This is a genomic window from Shinella sp. GW821-FHT10F02 (assembly GCF_058809275.1).
The window spans coordinates 579,055-601,255 of sequence record NZ_JBXASL010000004.1; the positions used below are offsets into that span (position 1 = coordinate 579,055).

A 22,201-nucleotide genomic window follows, 5' to 3' on the forward strand; every position below is an offset into this window, starting at 1 on the left:
GGAAAGCCGCCCTCACCGGCGGCTTTCTGTTTTCAGACGTTATCCTTTCCGAAACGGATCAGGCGCATCATTCGCCAAAAGGAGAGCAGCGTGACCCAGGCCATCATCTTCGTTGTCTTTCCGCTTTGCCTGGCGGTTGCGGCCTGTTCCGATTTCCTGACGATGCTGATTCCAAACAGGGTTTCGGCGATCCTGCTTGTCTCCTTCGTCATCGTCGCGCCGCTTGCAGGCCTCGGCATGACGGATATCGCCATGCATTTAGCCGCCGGCCTCATCGTCTTTTCCGTCTGCTTCGCGCTCTTCGCCCTCAATGTCATGGGCGGCGGCGATGCCAAGCTCCTGACGGCAAGCGCCGTCTGGTTCGGGCTGAACTTCTCGCTTGTCGAATTCCTGATCTACGTTTCCTTCTTCGGCGGCCTGCTGACCCTCCTGATCCTGTCGCTGCGCTCGAAAACGAGCCTGATCCTGGCCGCCGGCCTGCCGGTTCCCGACCATCTCCTGAAGGCGAAGAAGGTGCCCTACGGCATCGCGATCGGGATTGGCGCCTTTGCCGCCTATCCGACCTCCCCTTTGATGCTTGCAGCCCTCGGCAGCGCCGGCTGATAGTAACCTTCCTACAAGGAACACGCGCCACCCCGGGTTGAAACGCCCGGGGCAAAGCCGCGCCGGCGAAAGGCAGCGTCAATCGCTCGTTAACCATAGCCGTAAGGCGACTATTAACCATAATTACACCATTGCCGGTCAATGTGGGCGGATAGAACTGTCCGCAGCCCCAGGGAAACCACATGAGACCGGCGCGAATCATCATTCTGGCAGTGGCCGTCGTTTCGGCGGGCGTCGCAGGCCTTCTGGCGTTGCGGCTCGCCGGCGGCGGTGGCCCCGCCCTGCCCGAGGCCGTCGTCGAGCGCGAGCCGACGATCAATGTGCTTGTGGCCAAGGAAAGCCTGCCGGTCGGCGCGCGTCTCAACCCGGAAACACTCGCCTGGACGGCCTGGCCGGAAGGCTCGGTGGTCGAAGGCTTCATCACCGACCAGAACCGGCCCGATGCGATGGAGACCCTCAACGGCGCGGTCGTGCGCCTGCCGGTCTTCAATGGCGAGCCGATCCGCCAGGAGAAGATCGCCGATTCGAGCAATCGCATCATGTCGTCGCTGCTTCCCTCCGGTAAGCGCGCCGTCGCGACGGAAATCTCGGTGGCGACGGGTGCCGGCGGCTTCATCCTGCCGAACGACCGTGTCGACGTGATCATGGTGCGCAAGAGCGCCGAGGGCTTGTACATTACCGAGACCGTGCTGGCGAACGTGCGCGTGCTCGCCATCGACCAGCAGATCCAGGAAAACGAGGACGGCTCGAAGGCCGCCGTCGGCACCACCGCCACGCTCGAACTCACCCCCGACCAGACCAAGGTGATCGCCGTCGCCCAGCAGATGGCCGAGCGCCTGTCGCTGGCGCTGCGCAGCGTGGCGGATGCCCAGGAGCCTGATACGGGCGCGGCCGACTACCTGCTCAGCGGCGGCGACGGCATGCCGATCATCCAGGTGATCAAGACCGGTGAAATCGTCAATGGCGGTTCGTCCGCAACACAGAAGTGACCAGGAGCTGACCGTGTTTGGAATCGCAAGGACTTTTCGGGCTTCTGTCGCCGGCGGGCTGAGCGTCTGCCTGGCGCTTTCCGGCCTGCCGGGCGTCGTTCTCGAGGGCGCGGCCGTCGCGACCGCCGAAGCGGCAACCGCGTCGGTCATCCGCATCAATGACAGCGGCCCGGGCGCCCGCAAGGCGGTCAAGCTCGGCCTCAACAAGGCGATTGTCGTCGACCTGCCGACCGACGCGCACGACATCCTCGTCGCCGATCCGGTCAAGGCGGATGCCGTCACCCGCACGTCGCGGCGCATCTATCTCTTCGGCAAGGAAGTCGGCCAGACCAACATCTTCATCTTCGGGCCGGGCGGCGAGGAGATTGTCAGCATCGATCTGACCGTCGAACGCGACATCGACGGCCTGCAGGCGAACCTGCGCCGCTTCATCCCCGACTCCGACATCGAAGTCGAGATCATCTCGGACAACATCGTGCTGAACGGCACGGTGCGCACGCCGCAGGACGCCGCCCAGGCGACGCGTCTTGCGGAAATCTTCCTCAGAGGCGGCGAGGCCACGACCCGCACGGTCGTCTCCCAGGGCAATAACGGCGATTCGGCGATCTTCGGCGAATCCCGCCAGCGCTCGCAGGTCGTCAACATGCTGAAGATCGATGGCGAGGACCAGGTCACGCTGAAGATCACCGTGGCCGAAGTCAGCCGCCAGGTCCTCAAGCAGCTCGGCTTCAACGGTTCCATCGGCGGATCGAACGGCGGTATCTCGTTCCGCAATCCGACCAATCTCGGCGGCGCGGCCGACTGGGTCTCCAATGGCTTCGCCAGCGGCAGTATCGGTGGCCTGTCGCTTGCCAGCAGCATGAGCGCCATGGAACAGGCCGGCGTCATGCGCACGCTCGCCGAACCGAGCCTCACGGCCATTTCCGGCGAAGAAGCAAGATTCTATGTCGGCGGCGAATTCCGCCTGCCGACCGAACAATCGATCTCCGAAGGTGAAGAGGGCAAAGGCCCGACGATCGGCCGCACGATCACGGAAGTCGAATACGGCATCCGGCTGAACTTCCGCCCCGTCGTGCTGTCCCCCGGCCGCATCAGCCTCAGGATCCAGACCGAGGTGTCGGAACCGACCTTCGAAGGGTCCGCGACATCCCTCGCCAACAACAGCATTCCCGGCCTGACCGTGCTCGGCATCCGCCGCCGCGAGGCCTCCACCAGCGTCGAACTGCCGTCGGGCGGTTCCATCGTCATCGCCGGCCTCGTCAAGGACGATATCCGCCAGGCGGTTTCGGGTCTGCCGGGCCTCTCGAAGATCCCGATCTTCGGCACGCTGTTCCGCTCCAAGGATTTCGTGCGCAACGAGACGGAAATGGTCATCATCGCGACGCCCTATCTCGTGCGGCCTGTCGCGCGCACCGCACTCCAGCGTCCGGATGACAATTTCAACGCGACCAACGACGCGGCAAGCTTCTTCCTCGGCAAGGTGAACAAGATCTACGGCCGCAAGGAAGAGGCGATGCCCTCGGGCAATTACCACGGCTCCATCGGCTTCATCTACAAGTGACGGGACGGAAGATGCGCGACAACAATAGCCAGATCCGACTTCCCGCAAGGAACCGCACCATGCACAAGCCCCTGCCGATGCGCGCTGCGCTCGCAGCGACCCTCATTCTCTCGGCCGCGGCCCTTTCGAGCTGCGGTGCGCGCCAGGACCGGTCCACGACGGGGTCGATCCCGGACGATTACCGCACGCGCCATCCGATCGTGCTGTCCGAGAGCGCGCAGACCATGGACATTCCGATCGCCACCGGCGACCGGGCGCTGACGCTTGCCATGCGCGACAACATCCGCGGTTTCGCCGCCGACCATGCCGCCAAGTCGCGCAGTGCCGTGCAGATCATGCTGCCGGCCGGATCGGCCAATGCCGCGACGGCCGATCACCTGCGCAAGGACATCCGCGCAACCCTCGTCGGGGCGGGGCTGAAACGCGACCAGCTGATCGAGACGCGTTACGACGCAAGCGGCTACGGCTCGTCCGCGCCGATCCGCCTCGCCTTCTTCGCCATCACGGCCAAGGCAGGCCCATGCGGTGAATGGCCGGAGGATCTCGTCGTCAACACGATGGAAAACCGCAACTACCAGAATTTCGGCTGTGCCTCGCAAGCCAACCTTGCTGCCCAGATCGCGAACCCGATGGATCTCCTCCAGCCGCGCGGCATGACCCCGATCGACGCCGAGCAGCGCTACGTGGTCATCCAGGACTATCGTGGCGTGGAAGAGTGACGGTGCAACGGCCACTGACAAGAGACAACCATTCATCCGGTCAACCGGACACCAGGAACGGGCATGACGATGAACCCAGCAGATTACACCATTGAGCACGCCGCAGGCGCCGAGGCAGAAGAGACGGTCCGGCCCTCCGAACTCGAGGCCGTGCGCTCGCTGCCGCGCATCTCGGTGCACGCCTTCTGCGAAAGCGAGGCGATGCTGCGCACCATGGAGCGTTGCGCCCAGGACCGGCGCCTCTCCAAGGTGAGCCTGCGCGTCTCCAGCGCCAGCATCGCGGCCGCCGCCAACATGTTCGCCTCCGCGCCGACGCCGAACCTGCTGATCCTCGAAACATCGACCGAGCCGCGCGGCATCATGGACGAGCTTGCGCCGCTCGCCGAGGTCTGCGACCCGAGCACCAAGGTCATCATCGTCGGCAATTACAACGACATCCCGCTCTATCGCGACCTCATCCGCAACGGCATTTCCGAATATATGGTCGGCCCCGTCGGCATGGCCGATATCCTCAACGCCATGTCGGCGATCTTCGTCGATCCCGATTCCGAGCCGCTCGGCCGCACGATCGCCTTCATCGGCGCCAAGGGCGGCTCCGGCTCCTCGACGATCGCCCACAATTGCGCCTTCGACATTTCCAGCCTGTTCCAGACGGAAGTCATCCTCGCCGACCTCGACCTGCCCTACGGCACCGCCAATATCGACTTCGACCAGGATCCGCCGCAGGGCATTTCCGAGGCGATCTACGCGCCGGACCGGCTCGACGAGGTGTTCCTCGACCGCCTGCTGACCAAGTGCTCGGAGCGCCTGTCGCTGCTCGCGGCCCCCTCCATGCTCGACCGCGCCTACGATCTCGAACGCGGCTCCTTCCAGCCGATCATCGAAGTGTTGCAGCGCAGCGCCCCGGTGACCATCCTCGACGTGCCGCATGCCTGGTCGGAATGGACCCGTGCGCTGCTGTCGGAGGTCGACGAGCTGATCATCACCGCCGTGCCGGACCTTGCGAACCTGCGCAACGCGAAGAACATGCTCGACGCATTGAAGAAGCTCAGGCCGAACGACAAGCCGCCCCACCTGATCCTCAACCAGGTCGGCCTGCCGAAGCGCCCGGAAATCGCCCCGGCCGATTTTTGCGAGCCGCTCGGCATGCAGCCGATCGCGATCATCCCCTTCGACGCGCAGCTCTTCGGCACGGCCTCCAACAGCGGCCGCATGATCGCCGAGATGGATCGCAAATCGCCGACGGCGGAAACCTTCTCGCAGATCGCCCATATCGTGACGGGACGCGCGACGATCAAGAAACCCAAGAAGGCCGGCCTCGGCAAGATGCTCGGCCTGCTCGGCCGCAAGTAAGCCAAGGTAGGCCCTAAGGGGCGGCACAACAGACTGGATGAAGTGGCATGTTCGGCAGACGCGGCAATGAAGGCACAGGCAAGAGCGGCACGGCGGCCCAGACGACCCATGCCGTCCCGGCTTCCGCCACGACCATGACGGCGGAGCGTCCTGTCACGGCCGCTCCCCAGCCCGTCTTCGAACCGGCCCCGCCGCCGGTCATGGCGCCCGCGCAGGCCGCAACGGGACGCCGCCGCACGCCGCGCACGGAAGATTATTACGACACGAAGAGCCAGGTCTTCTCCGCGCTCATCGACACGATCGACCTGTCGCAGCTCGCCAAGCTCGATACCGAGAGCGCGCGCGAGGAAATCCGCGATATCGTCAACGACATCATCACGATCAAGAACTTCGCGATGTCGATTTCCGAGCAGGAAGAACTGCTCGACGACATCTGCAACGACGTGCTCGGCTATGGCCCGCTGGAGCCGCTGCTCGCACGCGACGACATCGCCGACATCATGGTGAACGGTGCGGGCAAGACCTATATCGAAGTGGGCGGCAAGGTGCAGGAATCGGAGATCCGCTTCCGTGACAATGCCCAGCTTCTGTCGATCTGCCAGCGCATCGTCAGCCAGGTCGGCCGCCGCGTCGACGAATCGAGCCCGATCTGCGACGCGCGCCTGCCGGACGGCTCGCGCGTCAACGTCATCGCCCCGCCGCTCGCCATCGACGGCACCGCGCTCACCATTCGTAAGTTCAAGAAGGACAAGCTGACGCTCGACCAGCTGGTCAAGTTCGGCTCGATCACGCCCGAAGGCGCAGCTCTTCTCCAGATCATCGGCCGGGTGCGCTGCAACCTCGTCATCTCCGGCGGCACGGGCTCGGGCAAGACGACGCTGCTCAACTGCCTGACGAACTATATCGACCGGGACGAGCGCGTCATCACCTGCGAAGACTCGGCCGAACTCCAGCTGCAGCAGCCGCATGTCGTGCGCCTCGAAACGCGCCCGCCGAACATCGAAGGCGAAGGCGAGATCACCATGCGCGATCTCATCAAGAACTGCCTGCGTATGCGGCCCGAACGCATCATCGTCGGCGAAGTGCGCGGACCGGAGGTGTTCGACCTTTTGCAGGCGATGAACACCGGCCACGACGGCTCGATGGGCACGATCCACGCCAACACGCCGCGCGAATGCCTCAGCCGTATGGAATCGATGATCGCCATGGGCGGCTACACGCTGCCCGCCAAGACGGTACGCGAAATCATCGCCGGCTCGATCGACGTCATCATCCAGGCCTCGCGCCTGCGCGACGGCTCGCGCCGCATCACCCACATCACCGAGGTGGTGGGCATGGAAGGCGACGTCATCGTCACGCAGGACCTGATGCGATTCGAAATGCAGGGCGAGGATGCCAACGGCCGCATCATCGGCAAACATACGGGCACCGGCATCGGCAAGCCGCATTTCTGGGACCGCGCCCGCTACTTCAACGAAGACAAGCGCCTGGCGGCAACGCTCGACGCGATGGAAAAGCCGTAAGGGGCGCCGATGTTCGGACTGGATATCACCATCGTGGCGATCTTCGCGCTGGCGGCGCTCTCCACCGCCGGCCTCGCCTATGGCCTGCTCTTCTCGCGCATCGAAACCGAGCGGAAGACGGAAAGCCGCGTGCGCCGGGTACAGGCGGCCGAGACCGACCAGTCCCGGGCCAAGGCCTCGCGCGACCGCTTGCAGGAACTCTCGAAGCGCCGCAAGTCGGTGCAGGATTCGCTGAAGGACCTTGAAAAGAAACAGCAGGAACAGACCAAGCGTGTCGCGGCCACGCTGAAGGCCAAGCTGGGCCAGGCCGGGCTTTCGATCACCGTTTCGCAATTCTACATCATGAGCGCCGTCTTCGGCCTCTTCGTTTTCGTGGTCGTGCTCCTCGCCGGCTCCGGCCTGCTCGTCAGCCTCGGTGCCGCCTTCATAGCCGGCGCCGGCCTGCCGCGCTGGGTCGTCGGCTTCCTCGTCAAGCGGCGGCTGAACAAGTTCCTCGAGGAGTTCCCGAACTCGCTCGACGTGATGACGCGCTCGATCAAATCCGGCCTGCCGCTGACCGATGCGCTGCGCCTGATCGCCTCCGAGGGCCAGGAGCCGGTGCGCACGGAATTCCGCCGGCTCGTCGAGGCCCAGCAGGTCGGCCTCAACGTGCCGGAAGCCTGCGCGCGCATGTTCACCAACATCCCGCTGCAGGAAGTGAACTTCTTCGCCATCGTCATCGCGATCCAGAGCCAGGCCGGCGGCAACCTCTCCGAAGCGCTCGGCAACCTGTCGCGCGTCCTGCGCGAGCGGCGCAAGATGAAGGCCAAGGTCAATGCGCTGTCGATGGAAGCCAAGGCATCGGCCGCCATCATCGGCGCCCTGCCCTTCATCGTCGCCTTCCTCGTCTACCTGACCTCGCCCGACTACATCATGATCCTGTTCCAGGATTCGCGCGGCCACCTGATCATGGGCATTTCCGGCGTGTGGATGTCGATCGGCATCTTCGTAATGCGCAACATGATCAACTTCGACATCTAGGAGCCAGGGTCATGTCCATCGTCGACACTCTTACCGATCCGGCCATCCTGCTGCCGGCCTTCGTGATGATCGCGGTGCTGGCGACCTTCTATACGCTCGCCGTGCCCTATCTCGACCGCGGCGACCTCGACAAGCGCATGAAATCGGTGGCGCTGGAGCGCGAGCAGATGCGGGCGCGCGAACGTGCCCGCCTGAACGCGGACACCGCGCAGAACAAGGCGTCGCTGCGCGCCCAGCACAATACCTCCGTGCGCAACGTGGTCGACCGGCTGAACCTTCGCGAGGCGCTGGTCGACGCCAACACGATGAACCGGCTGCGCCAGGCCGGCTACCGCTCGCAGAACGCGCTCAACATCTTCCTCTTCGCCCGGTTCGTGCTGCCGTTCGTCTTCGGCGCGCTCGGCGCTTTCTACATCTTCTACCTCGGTTATCTCGGCGAAAAACCGCTGCCGATGCGCATTCTGGCAACGATCGTCATCGCCTATATCGGCTTCTACATGCCGAATATCTTCATCTCCAACAAGGTGACGAAACGGCAGAAATCGATCCGCCGCGCCTGGCCGGATGCGCTCGACCTCATGCTGATCTGCGTCGAATCCGGCATTTCCATCGAAGTCGCCTTCAAGCGCGTGGCCGACGAAATCGCCATGGCCTCGCCGGAACTGGCCGAGGAACTGGTGCTGACCACGGCGGAACTCTCCTTCCTCCAGGAACGCCGCGCGGCCTATGAAAACCTCGGCATCCGCGTCGGCCTCGACACCGTGAAATCGGTGACGCAGGCGCTCATCCAGGCCGAGCGCTACGGCACGCCGCTGGCCCAGGCGCTGCGCGTTCTCGCCCAGGAATGCCGCGACCAGCGCATGAACGAGGCGGAAAAGAAGGCCGCCGCCCTGCCGCCGAAGCTGACCGTGCCGATGATCCTGTTCTTCCTGCCGGTGCTGATCGCCGTCATCCTCGGCCCCGCCGGCATCCAGGTCGCCGACCGCTTCTAAGCACAAACCCGACACGATAAAAAACGCCCCGATCGAAAAGTTCGGCCGGGGCGGAGTCGTCCTTGGGAGGGAGGCTCTGGTTAGTTGGTATTGCCGCTGTCGTCGGAGGCAAGTTTCTTCCAGGCGTTCTGCTGGGTCAGCATGGAGCGGAGATAGGCGACGTTTGCCTCGGCCTGCTCGGAGGTCAGCTCGCGCCGCGCAATGTTTTCCGCCTCCTGGAAGCGGCCCTGGAGGCCGACGGCGAGGGCCAGGTTCTGGCGCACGCTGCTGTCGGCGCCGGGCTGCGAGGCCGCGGAGTGCAGATAGGTCTCGGCGGTCTTCAGGTCCTTTGCCAGGAGGTAGGACATGCCGAGATTAGACAGCACCGAGGGCTCGTTCGGATTGAGATCGAGCGCCTCGCGATAACGCTGGCGGGCGTCGCCCGCGCGGCCGAGCTGGTCGAGGATCGCGCCTTCCGCCGATTTCAGTTTCCAGTCCGGCCGGTCCGGTGTCTGGGCACGCATGATGGTGTTCAGCGCCTGCTCGAGCTGGCCGGCCGCGGCCTGCGCCTTGCCATACGCGGCGAGCACCTCGCGGTCGTTGGGATTGCTGATGGCGACCTGCTGCATGACGGCGAGCGCCTGGTCGTTGCGCCCGTTCATGCGCAGCACATTGGCATAGTTCATGCCGACGGTGCGGTCCTTCGGGTTCTTCTCATAGGCCCGGCCGAAGCTGTCGGCGGCGCCGCGCAGTTCCGTCGTGTTCATCTCGGACACCGGCTTCGACATTTTCGGAATGGAGCCGGTGGTGAGGTTGCTCTTGCCGGCGCAGCCGGCCACCGCGACGGCGATGGTCAGAAGTGCTGCACCCTTGAGGAGCCCCGAATAGAAGGATGAACGCGTGAGGCAAGCGGCCATGATAAAGTCCCCGAAGCGATTTCCGCATGTCGCGGCGGTTAAGGAATCACGCCGCAATCTTCGCTCCAGCAATAATCTGTTAACCCTAACAGAGTGTTAATTGGCCGATTCTCTCGGCTCTCTTCAAAGGTTTCGCCATGGCCCCCTTCCAGTTCATCGACCGGCCCTCTCCCTTCAACACGAAGAACGGAAAGACCCTGCCGATCTTTGCGATCACCCCGGCCCATATCGAGACCGGAACGATCGACCCGATCGCGCTCGACTGGGCGAAGAAGGCCGGCTTCAAGGCGGAATCCGGCGCGCTCCTGATGGTGCCGACCGCCGACGGCCATCTCGGCGGCGCCCTGTTCGGCCTCGGCCGCAACCCTTCCGACGCGCCGTTCCTGACGGGCAAGCTCGCCCGCGCGCTTCCCGCCGGCGACTGGCATATCGAGACCGCGCCGCTGACGGCCAATCGCCTGGCGCTCGGCTACGGCCTCGGCAGCTACCGCTTCGAGCGCTACAAGGCCTCCGCCTCGGAAGCGCCGACGCTGCTCATCCCGAGCGACGCCGACGCCACCGACATCAAGCGCCAGCTCGCCGGTGTCTTCCTCGCCCGCGACCTCATCAACACCCCCACCAACGACATGGGGCCGGACGCGATGGAGGACGTCTTCCGGGCGCTCGGCGCGCATTACAAGGCGAAGGTCTCGGTCATCACGGGCGAGGACCTGCTGAAGGAGAACTTCCCGCTCATCCACACCGTCGGCCGCGCCTCCGCGCAGGCGCCGCGTCTCTTGGAACTGCGCTGGGGCAAGAAGGGCCACAAGCGCGTGACGCTGGTCGGCAAGGGCGTGTGCTTCGATACCGGCGGCCTCGACATCAAGCCCGCCTCCTCCATGCTGCTGATGAAGAAGGATATGGGCGGCGCGGCCAATGTCATGGGCCTCGCGCTGATGATCATGGACGCCAAGCTGAAGGTGGACCTGCGCGTGCTGCTGCCGGTCGTCGAAAACTCGATCTCGGCCAATGCCTTCCGCCCCGGTGACATCTACAGGAGCCGCAAGGGCCTGACCGTGCAGATCGACAATACCGACGCCGAAGGCCGCCTCATCCTTGCCGACGCGCTTGCCTATGCGGACGAGGAGGAGGCCGATCTCGTCATCGACATGGCGACGCTGACGGGAGCTGCCCGCGTGGCGCTGGGCCCGGACCTGCCGCCCTTCTTCACCGACGACGGCGACCTTGCCCACGACCTCACCGAGGCGAGCCTGACGGTCGACGATCCGATGTGGCGCATGCCGCTCTACATGGGCTACGACAAGGACGTTTCCGCCCGCATCGCCGACCTCACCAATGCCCCTTCGGGCGGCATGGCGGGCTCGATCACCGCGGCGTTGTTCCTGAAACGCTTCGTCACCCGCAACAAGCGCTGGGCGCATTTCGACATCTACGGCTGGGCGCAGGCCGAGCGGCCGCATTCGCCGGTCGGCGGCGAGGCGCAGGCGATCCGCGCGCTCTACCACCATTTGCGCAAAGCGACCGCCTGAGAGGGAGCTTTCCTTCGGGGGAACGATACGGTAGCGTAACGAAAATCCGCTCGCATCCGGAGGAGCCGTGCCGGTAGATCTGACCCCAACGCAGGCGCTCGGCCTCTGGCACGAGGTGACGCTGCAGCAGGTGCATCAGGACGGGCGCGACCTGACGCTGCGCCAGCTCGCGATCCTGCTGGAGATCTACCTCGTGCCACCGCCGCATACGGTGCGGGGACTGGCGGCCAAACTCGGCGTGACCAAGCCGGTGATCACCCGCGCGCTCGACACGATGGGCGAGCTCGGCCTCGTCACCCGCATGCGCGACGACCGCGACCGCCGCAACGTCGTCATCAAGCGCACCGTCGACGGTGCGCTCTATCTCGAACGCCTGGGTGACCTGATCATCGCCCGGGGCCGTGCACAAACCCTGTGAGACGACCATGACCACCCTTCCCGACCGCCGCCTCAATGCCTACCGCCCCGACCTCGCCGAGGAGGCGCTGCGCGGCATCGTCGCGGCGGAGCGTTACGTGGCGGGCACGCCGGCGCGGATCGCCGATCCGGTCGCCGCACTCCGGCCCCGGCCGGACCTCGCCGCCGGCATCGATACGCAACTGCTGTTCGGCGAGGACGTTCGCGTGCTCGACCGGGCGGATGGCTGGGCCTGGGTGAAGTCGGATTTCGACGGTTATGTTGGCTATCTGCCGGAAACGGCGCTTGCCGAGGATGAACAGGTCGCGACCCATATCGTCGCCGTGCCGCGCAGCTTCGCCTATTCCGGCCCCGACCTGAAGACGCCTGCAGCCTTTGCGCTGTCGATCGGAAGCCGGCTAACGGTTGTCGGCGAAAGCGAGACGCGCGGCACGCGCTACCTGACGCTGGCGGGCGGTCAGTCCGTCGTGGCCGGCCATTGCCTGGTCCTCGGCGAGAAGGCGGGGGACGACTACGTCTCCGTTGCCGCCCGTTTCCTTGAAACGCCCTATCTCTGGGGCGGCCGTTCCAGCTTCGGCCTCGACTGCTCTGCCCTCGTGCAGCTCGCGATGATGATGACCGGCCGCACGGCGCCGCGCGATTCCGATATGCAGGCTGCCGGCCTCGGCACGCCGATCGAGCGCGCGGGCCTTACGCGCGGCGACCTGGTCTTCTGGAAAGGCCATGTGGCGATCATGGAAGACGACAAGACCATCCTGCACGCCAACGGCCACACGATGACCGTGGCGCGCGAGGGGCTGGACGCGGCAATCGAGCGCATCGGCTGGCTCTACCAGCAGCCGACGGGCTATCGCCGGCCCTGAAGCTTCAGTACCCCGCGCTACGATCGACGAGATGCTCCAGCGGCTTGCCGCTTTCGAGCCGTTCGATCTGCCCGGCCACATGGCGAAAGAGCGCGGCGACGTCCGATGCCGCCGCGGCATGCGGCGTGATGACCACCTTGTCCATCGCCCAGAGCGGGCTTTCGAGCGGCAGCGGCTCGGTCTCGAACACATCGAGCGAGGCGCCGCGCAGCGTGCCGTCATTGATGCTGGCGACGATATCGGCCTCCACCTGGCTGCCGCCGCGGCCGGCATTGATGAAGACCGGCGCGCCGAGCGGCCCCTTGCGGCTGAGGCGGGTGAAGAGGCCGGTGTTGAAGATGCCCTTGGTGTCCGGCGTCAGCGGCAGCAGGCCGACGAGAATATCGGTCTTGGCGAGGAAGGCATTGAGACCGCTCGCATCGAAGGTCTCGAAACCATCCACCTGCTTGCGGCTGCGCGACCAGCCGATGACGTTGAAGCCGAGCGTCTTCAGCTTCGCCGCCGCATCCTGCCCGAGCACGCCAAACCCCATGATGCCGACGGTCAGTTCCTTGGCTTCCGGCTGCACGAGTTCGCGCCAGACGCGCTTCTGCCGCTGCGCCTCATAGGCCTGGTGCTGGCGCAGATGCAGCAGGCACTGCAAGACCACCCACTCGCTCATGCGCGTCGTCAACGTATCGTCGACGAAGCGCACCAGCGGCACGTCCGGCAGGCCGGGCAGCGTCAGCACATGGTCCACGCCAGCGCCGCCGGAGAACACGACCTTGAGGTCCTTCGCGCGCGAAAAGAGATCGGCACCCGGCCTCCAGACCACGGCATAATCGATGCCGGAGAGGTCGCGCTTGCGGCTGCCGGGGTGCAGCAGGTTGATGACCTCCCGGTCGGCAAAGGCGCCCTTGAGCGCGGCCGCAACCTGCTCCTGGTCGAATTTCAGATCGATGATGACCGGGCTTTTCATGGCATTTCTCTTTATGCTTATTGGCGGATGCTGTCGGCGCGGATGGCTTCCAGATCGAAGGCGGCGGCCATCAGTGCCTTGGTATAGGCCTCGCTCGGCCGTTCGATGATATCCTTCGCCGGGCCCTTTTCCACCACGCGCCCGGCCCGCATGACGATGATGTCGTTGGCGAGCGCACGCACGACCTTCAGGTCGTGGCTGATGAAGAGATAGGCGAGATTGTGCTTCACCTGGAGGTCGCGCAGGAGTTCCACCACCTGCGCCTGCACGCTCATGTCGAGCGCGGAGGTCGGCTCGTCGAGCATGACGAATTCCGGCTTCAGCACCATGGCGCGCGCAATCGCGATGCGCTGGCGCTGGCCGCCGGAGAATTCGTGCGGATAACGCCAGCGGGTCGTCGGGTCGAGGCCGGTCTCTTCCAGCGCGGAAGCGACGCGGTGGTCGCGCTCGGCCTCGGAAAGCGACGGCTCGTGGATCTTCAGGCCTTCCGCAACGATATCGGAAACCGACATGCGCGGCGACAGCGAGCCGAAAGGATCCTGGAAGACGATCTGCATGCGGCGGCGCAGCGGCCGCATCTCGCCGAAGGAATGGCCGGCGATGTCCTGCCCGACGAAGGCGATGCGGCCCTGGGAGGAGATCAGCCGCGTCAGCGCGAGCCCCAGCGTTGTCTTGCCCGAGCCGGATTCGCCGACCACGCCGAGCGTGTGGCCGGCGCGCAGTTTCAGGTCGATGCCATCCACCGCCTTCACATGATCGACGACGCGGCGGAGAAAACCGGCCTTGATGGGGAACCAGACCTTGACGTCCTCGGCTTCCATGACGATCGGCTGGGCATCGTCCGCCGGCCGCGGCTGGCCCTTGGGCTCGGAGGCGAGCAGGTGGCGCGTATAGGCATGCTGCGGGTTGGAGAAGATTTCTTCCACCGGCCCGGTCTCGACGATCTTGCCCTTGGTCATCACGCAGACCCGGTCGGCGAATTTGCGCACGATGCCGAGGTCGTGGGTGATGAAGAGCATGGACATGCCGTGCTCTTCCTTGAGGTTTTTCAGGAGCGCCAGGATCTGCGCCTGCACTGTGACGTCGAGCGCGGTCGTCGGCTCGTCGGCGATGAGCAGTTCCGGCCGGTTGGCGAGCGCCATGGCGATCATCACACGCTGGCGCTGGCCGCCGGACAGCTCATGCGGATAGGCGGCGAGCCGCTTTTCCGGCTCGCGGATGCCGACCTGGTTCAGGAGTTCGAGGATTTTCGTGCGCGCGGCCGCGCCCTCGATGCCTTGGTGCAGTTCCAGGATCTCGCCGATCTGCCGCTCGATCGAATGCAGCGGATTGAGCGACGTCATCGGCTCCTGGAAGATCATCGTGATGTCGTTGCCGCGCACGTCGCGCAGCGTGGCATCCGACGCCTTCAACAGGTCCTTGCCGCCGAAGAAGATTTCACCGGATGGGTGGCTGGCGGCGGGATAGGGCAACAGCCGCAGGATCGAATTCGCGGTCACCGACTTGCCGGAGCCGGATTCGCCGACCAGCGCTACGACCTCGCCGCGCTTGATGTCGAACGAGACGCGGTCGACGGCAAGCGACGTGTTGCCGCCCTGGTGGAAGGCGACCGAGAGATCGCGGACGGACAGGATGGTTTCGGGAGCGCTCACCGGAAGGTCTTCCTCGGATCGAAGGCATCGCGCGTCGCTTCACCGACGAAGATCAGGAGCGACAGCATGATGGACATGACGGCGAAAGCGGTGAAGCCAAGCCAGGGTGCCTGGAGATTGTTCTTGCCCTGCGCGATCAGCTCGCCCAGCGACGGCGCGCCCGGCGGCATGCCGAGGCCCAGGAAGTCGAGCGAGGTGAGCGTGGTGATCGACCCGGAGAGGATGAAGGGCAGGAAGGTGAGGGTCGCGACCATCGCGTTCGGCAGCAGGTGCCGGTACATGATCGTCGCATTGCCCACACCAAGCGCACGCGCGGCGCGCACATATTCGAAATTGCGGGCGCGCAGGAATTCCGCACGCACGACGCCGACGAAGCCGGTCCAGGAAAACAGCAGCATGATGGCGAGCAAGATCCAGAAGCCGGGCGGCAGGATCGAGGCGATGATCAGCAGGATGTAGAGCACGGGCATCGACGACCAGATCTCGATGACGCGCTGCATCAGAAGGTCGGTCCAGCCGCCGAAATAGCCCTGGATGGCACCGGCCGTGACCCCGACGATGGCCGACGCGATGGTCAGCGCCAGGCCGAACAGCACCGAGATGCGGAAGCCGTAAATGACGCGGGCGAGCACGTCGCGCGCCTGGTCGTCGGTGCCGAGCCAGTTGAGGTTGTTCCAGTTGCAGTTCGGGTCTTCCGCACCGCCCGGATAACCGGCGCAACGCTCCGCCTCCGACATCAGCCAGAACGGCTTGGTCGGCGCGGAATGCGGGATGTTGGAATTCGTCGTGTTGTAGGAATAGCGGATCGGCGGCCAGATCATCCAGCCATTGGCGTTGATCTCCTCCGCGATGAAGTCCGAGCGGTAGTCGGTCTCGGCGAGGAAGCCGCCGAATTTCTCCTCCGGATAGTCGATGACGACGGGGAAGAGGATCTCGCCCTTGTAGGACGCGATGACCGGCCGGTCGTTGGCGATGCCCTCGGCAAGCAGGCTCAGGACGAAGATGACGAGGAAAATCCACAGCGACCAGTAGCCACGGCGGTTCGCCTTGAAATTCTCCCAGCGGCGCAGGTTGGTCGGGTTGAGCAGGCCCTTGCGCGGCGGGGCGATCGGTTTTGTGTCGACGACGGCGCTCATCAGACGTCCCTCCGCTCGAAATCGATGCGCGGGTCGACCCAGGTATAGATGAGGTCGGAGATGAGGCTGACGACGAGGCCCATCAGCGAGAAGATGAAGAGCGTGGCAAAAACGATCGGATAGTCGCGCCGCACGATGGAATCGTAGCCGAGGCGGCCGAGACCATCGAGCGAGAAGATATATTCGATGAGCAGCGAGCCGGTGAAGAAGGCCGAGATGAAGGCACCGGGAAAGCCCGCGATGATGATCAGCATGGCATTGCGGAAGACGTGGCCGTAGAGCACCTGGCGCTCGTTGAGGCCCTTGGCGCGGGCGGTGGTGACATATTGTTTCTTGATCTCGTCGATGAACGAGTTTTTCGTCAGCAGCGTCGTCGTGGCGAAGGCCGACAGCAGCAGCGTGATCAGCGGCAGCGTCATGTGCCAGAGATAATCGAGCGGCTTCTGCCACCAGGCGAGCGTGTCGAAATTATCGGACACGATGCCGCGCAGCGGGAACCAGTCGAGGAACGAGCCACCGGCGAAGAGCACGATCAGCAGGATGCCGAAGAGGAAGCTCGGCACCGCATAACCGATGATAATGATGCCGGAGGTCCAGACGTCGAAGGCCGAGCCGTCCTTTATCGCCTTGTGGATGCCGAGCGGAATGGAGATGGCGTAGGAGAAGATGAGGATCCAGACCCCGAGCGACACCGAGACCGGCATCTTCTGGGCGATGAGGTCGATCACGGAGGTGTTGCGGAAGAAGCTCTCGCCGAAATCGAAGCGCAGGTAGTCCCACATCATCGTGAAGAAGCGTTCGAGCGGCGGCTTGTCGAAGCCGAACTGCTTTTCGAGCTTTGCGATGAATTCCGGATCTAGGCCGCGCGCGCCGCGATAGGCGCTGTCCTGCGAAAGCTCCTGCGACATCTCGGTACCGCCGGAAAGGCGATCGCCGGAACTCTGGTTGGTGAGGTCCGAGATCACCTGCTCCACCGGGCCGCCCGGCGCGAACTGCACGATGGCGAAGGAGATCGCCATGATGCCGAAGATCGTCGGGATCATCAGCAGGATTCGGCGAAGGATATAGGCGCCCATCAGCGATTACCCGCCACAGCCTGTTGCCGGTCTTCTTGTTTTGGCGCAGTCCCGTCGGTCAAGCCCAACCCTTCCGTTCTGCCGCCGCTCGCCGCGGCGGTGATTCGTCGTCGCTATATGGAGCCGAGGACGCCGCATGGCGCAAGCCCCGGCTCATTTCGCAGCATTTTTCGACCACCAGACATCCGGAAAGCCCAGGCCGTAATAGGGCAGTTCCGCAGGGCGCACGAGGTGGTTCCAGTAGGCGATGCGCTGGGCCTTGGAATAGAACAGCGGCACGACATAGTGATGCGCCAGAAGCACCCGGTCGAGCGCGCGCGTGGTCGCAATCAGTTCGTCCCGGGTCGGCGCGAAGATGATCCTGCGGATCAGGTCGTCGATCGCCGGATCGGAAATGCCCGCATAGTTCTTCGAGCCCTGCTGGTCGACGGAGGCGGAGCCCCAATAGTCGCTCTGCTCGTTGCCGGGCACCAGCGTCTGCGCCCAGATGCCGTAGATCATGTCATAGTCGAAGCTTCTGACGCGATTGGTATATTGTGACGCATCGACGGTTCGCATGCGGGCGTCGATGCCGATCTTTTTGAGGCTCGCCACGAAGGGACCGACCGTGCGCTCGAAGGACGGACTGGACAGAAGAATCTCGAAAGCGAAGGGTTCGCCGGTCTTGGCGTTGACCAGCTTGTTGCTCTTCAGCTCATACCCGGCCTCCCTGAAGAGCCCGATCGCCTTGCGCAGGTTGTCGCGGACCTTCTGCGGATCGCCGTTCACGGGGTTCGTGTAGGGCGTGGTGAAGACGGCGGCGGGAACCTTGTCCTTCAGCTCCTCCAGGATCTCTTTCTCACGGCCTTCCGGCAGGCCCGTGGAGGCAAGCTCGGTGTTCCAGAAATAGCTGTCGACACGCTGGTAGGCGTTATAGGCGAGAGTCTTGTTCAGGTCCTCGAAATCGAAGGCGTAGTTCATCGCCTCCCGCACCTTCTGGTCCTTGAATTTTTCACGCCTGAGGTTCGGCACGAAGGCCTGCATGATGCCCACGGCGCGCAGCGGGTTCTCGATCTCCTCGCGCACCACGCGGCCATCCTTCACGGCCGGAAAATCGTATCGGGTGGCCCAACTGCTGGCGCTGCCATCGCGGAAGAAGTCGACATTGCCGCCGCGGAAGGCTTCGAACTCGACGCTCCTGTCGCCGAAGAACGTGTAGGTGATCGTGCCGAAATTGTTCTGGCCGACATTCACATTGACGTTCTTGCCCCAATAGTCGTCGCGCAATTCGAAGCGGATCGAGCCGCCGGCCTGGAAAGAGGCGATCTTGTAGGGGCCCGAGCCCATCACCGGTTCCAGCGTGGTGTTCGCGATATCGCGCTTGTTGCCCTTCGCGTCCTGGCCCTCCCACCAATGCTTCGGCACGATGGGGAACTGGCCGAGAATGTTCGGCAGTTCGCGATTGTTCTTCTCGTCGAAGCGGAAGGTCACGTCGCGCTCGCCGGTCTTTTCGGCCGAGATCACATGGCGATAGTAGTTCGAGAGAAGGGGATTGTGCTCTTTCGATTTTTCAAAGGAGAAGATGACGTCTTCCGCCGTCACCGGCTGGCCGTCCGCCCATTTCGCTTCGGGACGCAGCCGGAATGTCGCGGAGGAATAATCGTCGGGATAGGAGACGCCCTCGGCGAGCAGACCGTAGGAGGCGGTGATCTCGTCCTCGGCGGATTTCAAGAGCGTATCGAAGACGAGCGACGTGACGGCGGTCGCCGCCTCGCCCTTGGAAAGGATCGGGTTGAACGTGTCGAAGGTGCCGGTTTCCGACATCTTCAGCTCGCCGCCCTTCGGCGCGTCCGCATTGACATAGTCGAAGCGCTCGAAGCCGTTCGGGCGCTTCAGCTCGCCGATCGTCGAAATGCCGGTGCGCCAGACCGGATCCTTCGTTTCCTGCGCCTTCGTGCCGGTCGCGACCGCCAGCGATAAAGCCAGCGCCGTGCTGAACACCATTTTCCCGAAGGCTGAATGCATGCCAATTCCCTTTCAGTCGTTTTGCCGGAGCTTGCACGAGAGAATAGGCAAAATCCGGGCAAATGACAGGCCCGCCATCAAAGCGGCGGTTTTTGCCGCCCCAATCCCGGCCAGTGATTCACTTCCGCGAAAGGATGATCCTTTAACCTTTCGCAACGATTGCGATTTTTGAGACCGGATTATGCCCGTGCATTCCTTGATTTCCCGACTGACGACCTGCCTGATCGCCGCCGGGCTTGCGCTGAGCGCGCTGGCCGGGCCGCTTGCCGCCGAAGAACGGCCGGCGAAGGAACTGTTCGGCGCCAAGCGCCTGCCGGCGAAGATGGCGGTGAGCCCCTACGGTTCCTATGCCAAGGGCTGCATTGCCGGCGCGGTGGCGATCCCGACGGACGGCCCGGCCTGGCAGGCGATGCGCCTGTCGCGCAACCGCCGCTGGGGCCATCCGCAGATGATCGCGCTCATCGAGCAGTTTTCCGCCGACGCCCAGAAGCTCGGCTGGCCGGGCCTATTGCTCGGCGACATTTCGCAGCCGCGCGGCGGGCCGATGCTGTCGGGCCATGCCTCGCACCAGGTCGGCCTCGATGCCGATATCTGGTTCACGCCGATGCCCGACCACAGGCTTTCCGCCGCCGAGCGCGACGCGCTGCCCTTCACCTCCATGCTCGACAAGAGCAAGTTCCTGACGGTCGATTCGCGCCGCTGGACCTCCACCCATGCGAAACTCGTCATGAAGGCTGCGAGCTACCCGCAGGTCGAGCGCGTCTTCGTCAATCCGGCGATCAAGAAGAAGCTCTGCGAGACCTGGCAGGGCGACCGCTCGCTGCTCGGCAAGGTGCGGCCGATCTACGGCCATGACGAGCACTTCCACATCCGCATCAAGTGCCCGGAAGGTGCCGCCGGCTGCAAGCCGCAGGCCCGCGTGCCGGCCGGCGACGGCTGCGATGCATCGCTTGCCTGGTGGTTCACCAAGGAGCCCTGGGCGAAGCCGAAACCGAAGAAGGACGCCAAGCCCGTCAAACCCTGGTACGTCAAGATGTCGGACCTGCCGAAGGCCTGCCGCACGGTGCTCGCCGGTCCTTCACCGGAATCCGAACAGGAAGTGACCTACCAGGGCAATGGCGGCACCTCGACGGCGCTCGCCTTCTCCGGTGCAGGCGAAAGCGCCGGCCGTTCGATCGAATCGGTCATCGCCGCCGACACGGCGCTTCCGGCCATCGTGCCCATCCCGATCCCGCGGCCGTTCCAGTAAGCGATCCCACGGTGGGGCTTTTCAAGGCTCCGCCGCTTTTGTATAAGGCGTTCAAATCGATTTAAAACCGCCAGGGAACGCCCATGTCGCGCCAGAAATGCATTGCGCTCATCGCGCATGACGAAAAGAAGGACGACATGGCGGCCTTTGCGCGGCAGAACGAAGCCGTGCTGTCCAAGGCGAAGATCGTCGCCACCGGCACGACGGGCGGCAAGGTGCTGGAGGCCTGCCCCGGCCTCGACGTGACGCGGCTGAAGAGCGGTCCACTCGGCGGCGACCAGCAGATCGGCGCCCTGATCGCCACCGGCGAGGTCGATCTCCTCATCTTCTTCGTCGATCCGCTCACCCCCATGCCGCATGACGTGGACGTCAAGGCGCTGATGCGACTTGCCATCGTCTACGACATTCCGATGGCGCTGAACCGCGCGACGGCCGAAAACCTGCTCGACTTCGCGACCGATTGACGGCAGCCTCTGCCCCCGATAGGCAAAATGCGGGACCATCCACGCGAAAGAGAACGGGACAGCTTGATGGCAAGGCCGAGCGACAACGACACCAACCTCCCCTTCCCCATCCTGGTCGGCGATATCGGCGGCACCAATGCGCGTTTTGCGCTGCTGCTCGATGCCTTTGCCGAGCCGAAACAGTTTCCGTTCGTGCGGACCGCCGATTTCGCCAATATCGACGACGCGCTCCAGCAGTGCATTCTCGATAAAAGCTCCGTCCAGCCGCGCTCGGCGATCCTGGCGCTCGCCGGGCCGATCGAAGGCGACGAGGTGCCGCTGACCAACTGCCCCTGGGTGGTGCGCCCGCGCGACATGATCGCCAATCTCGGCTTCGAGGACGTGCTGCTCGTCAACGATTTCGAGGCGCAGGCCCTTGCCATCGCCTCGCTGACCGACGGCGAGCGGGAAAAGATCGGCCCCGGCGTCGAGCGCGCCGCTGCGTCTCGCGCCGTGCTCGGCCCCGGCACCGGGCTCGGCGTCGCCGGCCTCGTGCATGCGCGCCACACCTGGTTTCCGGTTCCCGGCGAAGGCGGCCATGTGGATGTAGGCCCGCGCAGCGAGCGTGACTACCAGATCTGGCCCTTCCTGGAGCCGATCGAAGGCCGCATTTCCGCCGAGCAGCTGCTCTGCGGCCGCGGTATCATGAACATCTACCACTCGGTCTGTGCCGCCGACGGCATCGATGCGCCGCTGGAAACGCCGGCCGACGTGACGGCGAAGGCGCTGGCGCACGAGGACCGCGCGGCGGTCGAGACCGTCTCGCTGTTTTCGACCTATCTCGGCCGGGTCGCTGGCGATATGGCGATGATCTTCATGGCCAAGGGCGGCGTGTTCCTTGCCGGCGGCATCTCGCAAAAGATCCTGCCGGCGCTGCGCGGTCCGGAATTCCGCGCGGCCTTCGAGGACAAGGCGCCGCACAGCGAGCTGTTGAGGACGATGCCGACCTATGTGGTCACCCATCCGGTCGCGGCCCTTGCCGGCCTTGCCGCCTTCGCGCGCATGCCCGACCGTTTTGGTGTTGCAACCGAGGGACGCCACTGGAAAAGGTGAGGCCACGCCTGGCGCTTCGGCGCGGCGCGGACTCGCCAAAGGCAGGCCGACACCCTATAGAGCGGCCAGTGCAGCGCTTCCTCCCGGCGCCGCAGGACCGTGCAG

General features: G+C 64.6%; 20 protein-coding genes. 14 read left to right on the forward strand and 6 right to left on the reverse strand.

The window, feature by feature from the left end:
- The first annotated feature begins 90 nt into the window (after positions 1 to 90).
- The 8 genes from AC1RWL_RS16045 (at position 91) to AC1RWL_RS16080 (ending at position 8,760) form a co-directional block, all read left to right on the forward strand.
- The gene (locus AC1RWL_RS16045; RefSeq protein WP_493095283.1) at positions 91 to 603 is read left to right on the forward strand and encodes an A24 family peptidase; all 513 of its coding nucleotides are present in this window, start codon (positions 91 to 93) and stop codon (positions 601 to 603) included.
- 182 nt (positions 604 to 785) lie between these two features.
- Positions 786 to 1,592: a Flp pilus assembly protein CpaB gene (cpaB, locus tag AC1RWL_RS16050; protein ID WP_493095284.1), complete on the forward strand. Its 807-nt coding sequence runs from the start codon at positions 786 to 788 to the stop codon at positions 1,590 to 1,592.
- Positions 1,564 to 3,153, forward strand: a complete 1,590-nt coding sequence (locus AC1RWL_RS16055; RefSeq protein WP_439626038.1) for a type II and III secretion system protein family protein — start codon at positions 1,564 to 1,566, stop codon at positions 3,151 to 3,153. Before cpaB ends, AC1RWL_RS16055 begins: the two co-directional genes overlap by 29 nt.
- A 59-nt stretch (positions 3,154 to 3,212) precedes the next feature.
- Positions 3,213 to 3,872, forward strand: a complete 660-nt coding sequence (locus AC1RWL_RS16060; protein ID WP_493095285.1) for a CpaD family pilus assembly protein — start codon at positions 3,213 to 3,215, stop codon at positions 3,870 to 3,872.
- Between the two features lie 69 nt (positions 3,873 to 3,941).
- On the forward strand, positions 3,942 to 5,225 hold the full coding sequence (locus AC1RWL_RS16065; protein WP_439626188.1) for a CpaE/TadZ family protein: 1,284 nt from the start codon (positions 3,942 to 3,944) through the stop codon (positions 5,223 to 5,225).
- Between the two features lie 47 nt (positions 5,226 to 5,272).
- Positions 5,273 to 6,748, forward strand: a complete 1,476-nt coding sequence (locus AC1RWL_RS16070; protein ID WP_435266874.1) for a TadA family conjugal transfer-associated ATPase — start codon at positions 5,273 to 5,275, stop codon at positions 6,746 to 6,748.
- Positions 6,749 to 6,757: 9 nt separating this feature from the next.
- Complete coding sequence (locus tag AC1RWL_RS16075) at positions 6,758 to 7,768, forward strand: type II secretion system F family protein (RefSeq protein ID WP_439626042.1); 1,011 nt, start codon at positions 6,758 to 6,760, stop codon at positions 7,766 to 7,768.
- Between the two features lie 11 nt (positions 7,769 to 7,779).
- Positions 7,780 to 8,760 carry a type II secretion system F family protein gene (locus AC1RWL_RS16080; protein WP_439626044.1) on the forward strand — a complete coding sequence of 327 codons (981 nt, stop codon included), beginning with the start codon at positions 7,780 to 7,782 and terminating at the stop codon, positions 8,758 to 8,760.
- Positions 8,761 to 8,840: 80 nt separating this feature from the next.
- On the opposite strand, the gene AC1RWL_RS16085 is transcribed toward AC1RWL_RS16080, so the two are convergent.
- Positions 8,841 to 9,656: a tetratricopeptide repeat protein gene (locus tag AC1RWL_RS16085; RefSeq protein WP_493095286.1), complete on the reverse strand. Its 816-nt coding sequence runs from the start codon at positions 9,654 to 9,656 to the stop codon at positions 8,841 to 8,843.
- A 137-nt stretch (positions 9,657 to 9,793) separates the two neighbouring features.
- Between AC1RWL_RS16085 and AC1RWL_RS16090 the strand changes: the two genes are divergently transcribed.
- The 3 genes from AC1RWL_RS16090 (at position 9,794) to AC1RWL_RS16100 (ending at position 12,465) form a co-directional block, all read left to right on the forward strand.
- A complete protein-coding gene (locus AC1RWL_RS16090) occupies positions 9,794 to 11,185 on the forward strand; it encodes a leucyl aminopeptidase family protein (protein WP_492648572.1) in 1,392 nt (463 codons plus the stop codon).
- 67 nt (positions 11,186 to 11,252) lie between these two features.
- Positions 11,253 to 11,603: a MarR family transcriptional regulator gene (locus AC1RWL_RS16095; protein WP_319322882.1), complete on the forward strand. Its 351-nt coding sequence runs from the start codon at positions 11,253 to 11,255 to the stop codon at positions 11,601 to 11,603.
- Positions 11,604 to 11,610: 7 nt separating this feature from the next.
- The gene (locus AC1RWL_RS16100; RefSeq protein ID WP_493095287.1) at positions 11,611 to 12,465 is read left to right on the forward strand and encodes a C40 family peptidase; all 855 of its coding nucleotides are present in this window, start codon (positions 11,611 to 11,613) and stop codon (positions 12,463 to 12,465) included.
- Between the two features lie 4 nt (positions 12,466 to 12,469).
- On the opposite strand, the gene AC1RWL_RS16105 is transcribed toward AC1RWL_RS16100, so the two are convergent.
- The 5 genes from AC1RWL_RS16105 to AC1RWL_RS16125 form a co-directional block, all read right to left on the reverse strand.
- On the reverse strand, positions 12,470 to 13,423 hold the full coding sequence (locus AC1RWL_RS16105) for a 2-hydroxyacid dehydrogenase (RefSeq protein ID WP_493095288.1): 954 nt from the start codon (positions 13,421 to 13,423) through the stop codon (positions 12,470 to 12,472).
- A gap of 17 nt (positions 13,424 to 13,440) precedes the next feature.
- The gene (locus AC1RWL_RS16110) at positions 13,441 to 15,075 is read right to left on the reverse strand and encodes an ABC transporter ATP-binding protein (protein WP_256118322.1); all 1,635 of its coding nucleotides are present in this window, start codon (positions 15,073 to 15,075) and stop codon (positions 13,441 to 13,443) included.
- On the reverse strand, positions 15,072 to 16,211 hold the full coding sequence (locus AC1RWL_RS16115; protein WP_493095289.1) for an ABC transporter permease: 1,140 nt from the start codon (positions 16,209 to 16,211) through the stop codon (positions 15,072 to 15,074). Before AC1RWL_RS16115 ends, AC1RWL_RS16110 begins: the two co-directional genes overlap by 4 nt.
- Positions 16,211 to 17,287, reverse strand: coding sequence for a microcin C ABC transporter permease YejB (locus AC1RWL_RS16120; protein WP_256118324.1), 1,077 nt, complete (start codon positions 17,285 to 17,287; stop codon positions 16,211 to 16,213). The genes AC1RWL_RS16115 and AC1RWL_RS16120 overlap by 1 nt, the downstream gene beginning before the upstream one ends.
- A gap of 153 nt (positions 17,288 to 17,440) precedes the next feature.
- A complete protein-coding gene (locus tag AC1RWL_RS16125; protein ID WP_493095290.1) occupies positions 17,441 to 19,291 on the reverse strand; it encodes an extracellular solute-binding protein in 1,851 nt (616 codons plus the stop codon).
- A gap of 181 nt (positions 19,292 to 19,472) precedes the next feature.
- On the opposite strand from AC1RWL_RS16125, the gene mepA reads away from it, so the two are divergent.
- The 3 genes from mepA (at position 19,473) to AC1RWL_RS16140 (ending at position 22,096) form a co-directional block, all read left to right on the forward strand.
- Positions 19,473 to 20,540 carry a penicillin-insensitive murein endopeptidase gene (mepA, locus tag AC1RWL_RS16130; RefSeq protein ID WP_493095291.1) on the forward strand — a complete coding sequence of 356 codons (1,068 nt, stop codon included), beginning with the start codon at positions 19,473 to 19,475 and terminating at the stop codon, positions 20,538 to 20,540.
- A gap of 83 nt (positions 20,541 to 20,623) precedes the next feature.
- Positions 20,624 to 21,004, forward strand: coding sequence for a methylglyoxal synthase (locus tag AC1RWL_RS16135; protein WP_435266884.1), 381 nt, complete (start codon positions 20,624 to 20,626; stop codon positions 21,002 to 21,004).
- 66 nt (positions 21,005 to 21,070) lie between these two features.
- On the forward strand, positions 21,071 to 22,096 hold the full coding sequence (locus AC1RWL_RS16140; RefSeq protein WP_493095292.1) for a glucokinase: 1,026 nt from the start codon (positions 21,071 to 21,073) through the stop codon (positions 22,094 to 22,096).
- Positions 22,097 to 22,201 lie beyond the last annotated feature (105 nt).

Excerpts from the sequence above, each read along its gene's own strand:
- cpaB (WP_493095284.1), top strand. The coding sequence starts at position 786 with ATGAGACCGGCGCGAATCATCATTCTGGCAGTGGCCGTCGTTTCGGCG.
- AC1RWL_RS16055 (WP_439626038.1), top strand. The coding sequence starts at position 1,564 with ATGGCGGTTCGTCCGCAACACAGAAGTGACCAGGAGCTGACCGTGTTT.
- AC1RWL_RS16060 (WP_493095285.1), top strand. The coding sequence starts at position 3,213 with ATGCACAAGCCCCTGCCGATGCGCGCTGCGCTCGCAGCGACCCTCATT.
- AC1RWL_RS16065 (WP_439626188.1), top strand. The coding sequence starts at position 3,942 with ATGAACCCAGCAGATTACACCATTGAGCACGCCGCAGGCGCCGAGGCA.
- AC1RWL_RS16070 (WP_435266874.1), top strand. The coding sequence starts at position 5,273 with ATGTTCGGCAGACGCGGCAATGAAGGCACAGGCAAGAGCGGCACGGCG.
- AC1RWL_RS16075 (WP_439626042.1), top strand. The coding sequence starts at position 6,758 with ATGTTCGGACTGGATATCACCATCGTGGCGATCTTCGCGCTGGCGGCG.
- AC1RWL_RS16080 (WP_439626044.1), top strand. The coding sequence starts at position 7,780 with ATGTCCATCGTCGACACTCTTACCGATCCGGCCATCCTGCTGCCGGCC.
- AC1RWL_RS16085 (WP_493095286.1), bottom strand. The coding sequence starts at position 9,656 with ATGGCCGCTTGCCTCACGCGTTCATCCTTCTATTCGGGGCTCCTCAAG.
- AC1RWL_RS16090 (WP_492648572.1), top strand. The coding sequence starts at position 9,794 with ATGGCCCCCTTCCAGTTCATCGACCGGCCCTCTCCCTTCAACACGAAG.
- AC1RWL_RS16100 (WP_493095287.1), top strand. The coding sequence starts at position 11,611 with ATGACCACCCTTCCCGACCGCCGCCTCAATGCCTACCGCCCCGACCTC.
- AC1RWL_RS16105 (WP_493095288.1), bottom strand. The coding sequence starts at position 13,423 with ATGAAAAGCCCGGTCATCATCGATCTGAAATTCGACCAGGAGCAGGTT.
- AC1RWL_RS16115 (WP_493095289.1), bottom strand. The coding sequence starts at position 16,211 with ATGAGCGCCGTCGTCGACACAAAACCGATCGCCCCGCCGCGCAAGGGC.
- AC1RWL_RS16120 (WP_256118324.1), bottom strand. The coding sequence starts at position 17,287 with ATGGGCGCCTATATCCTTCGCCGAATCCTGCTGATGATCCCGACGATC.
- AC1RWL_RS16125 (WP_493095290.1), bottom strand. The coding sequence starts at position 19,291 with ATGCATTCAGCCTTCGGGAAAATGGTGTTCAGCACGGCGCTGGCTTTA.
- mepA (WP_493095291.1), top strand. The coding sequence starts at position 19,473 with ATGCCCGTGCATTCCTTGATTTCCCGACTGACGACCTGCCTGATCGCC.
- AC1RWL_RS16135 (WP_435266884.1), top strand. The coding sequence starts at position 20,624 with ATGTCGCGCCAGAAATGCATTGCGCTCATCGCGCATGACGAAAAGAAG.
- AC1RWL_RS16140 (WP_493095292.1), top strand. The coding sequence starts at position 21,071 with ATGGCAAGGCCGAGCGACAACGACACCAACCTCCCCTTCCCCATCCTG.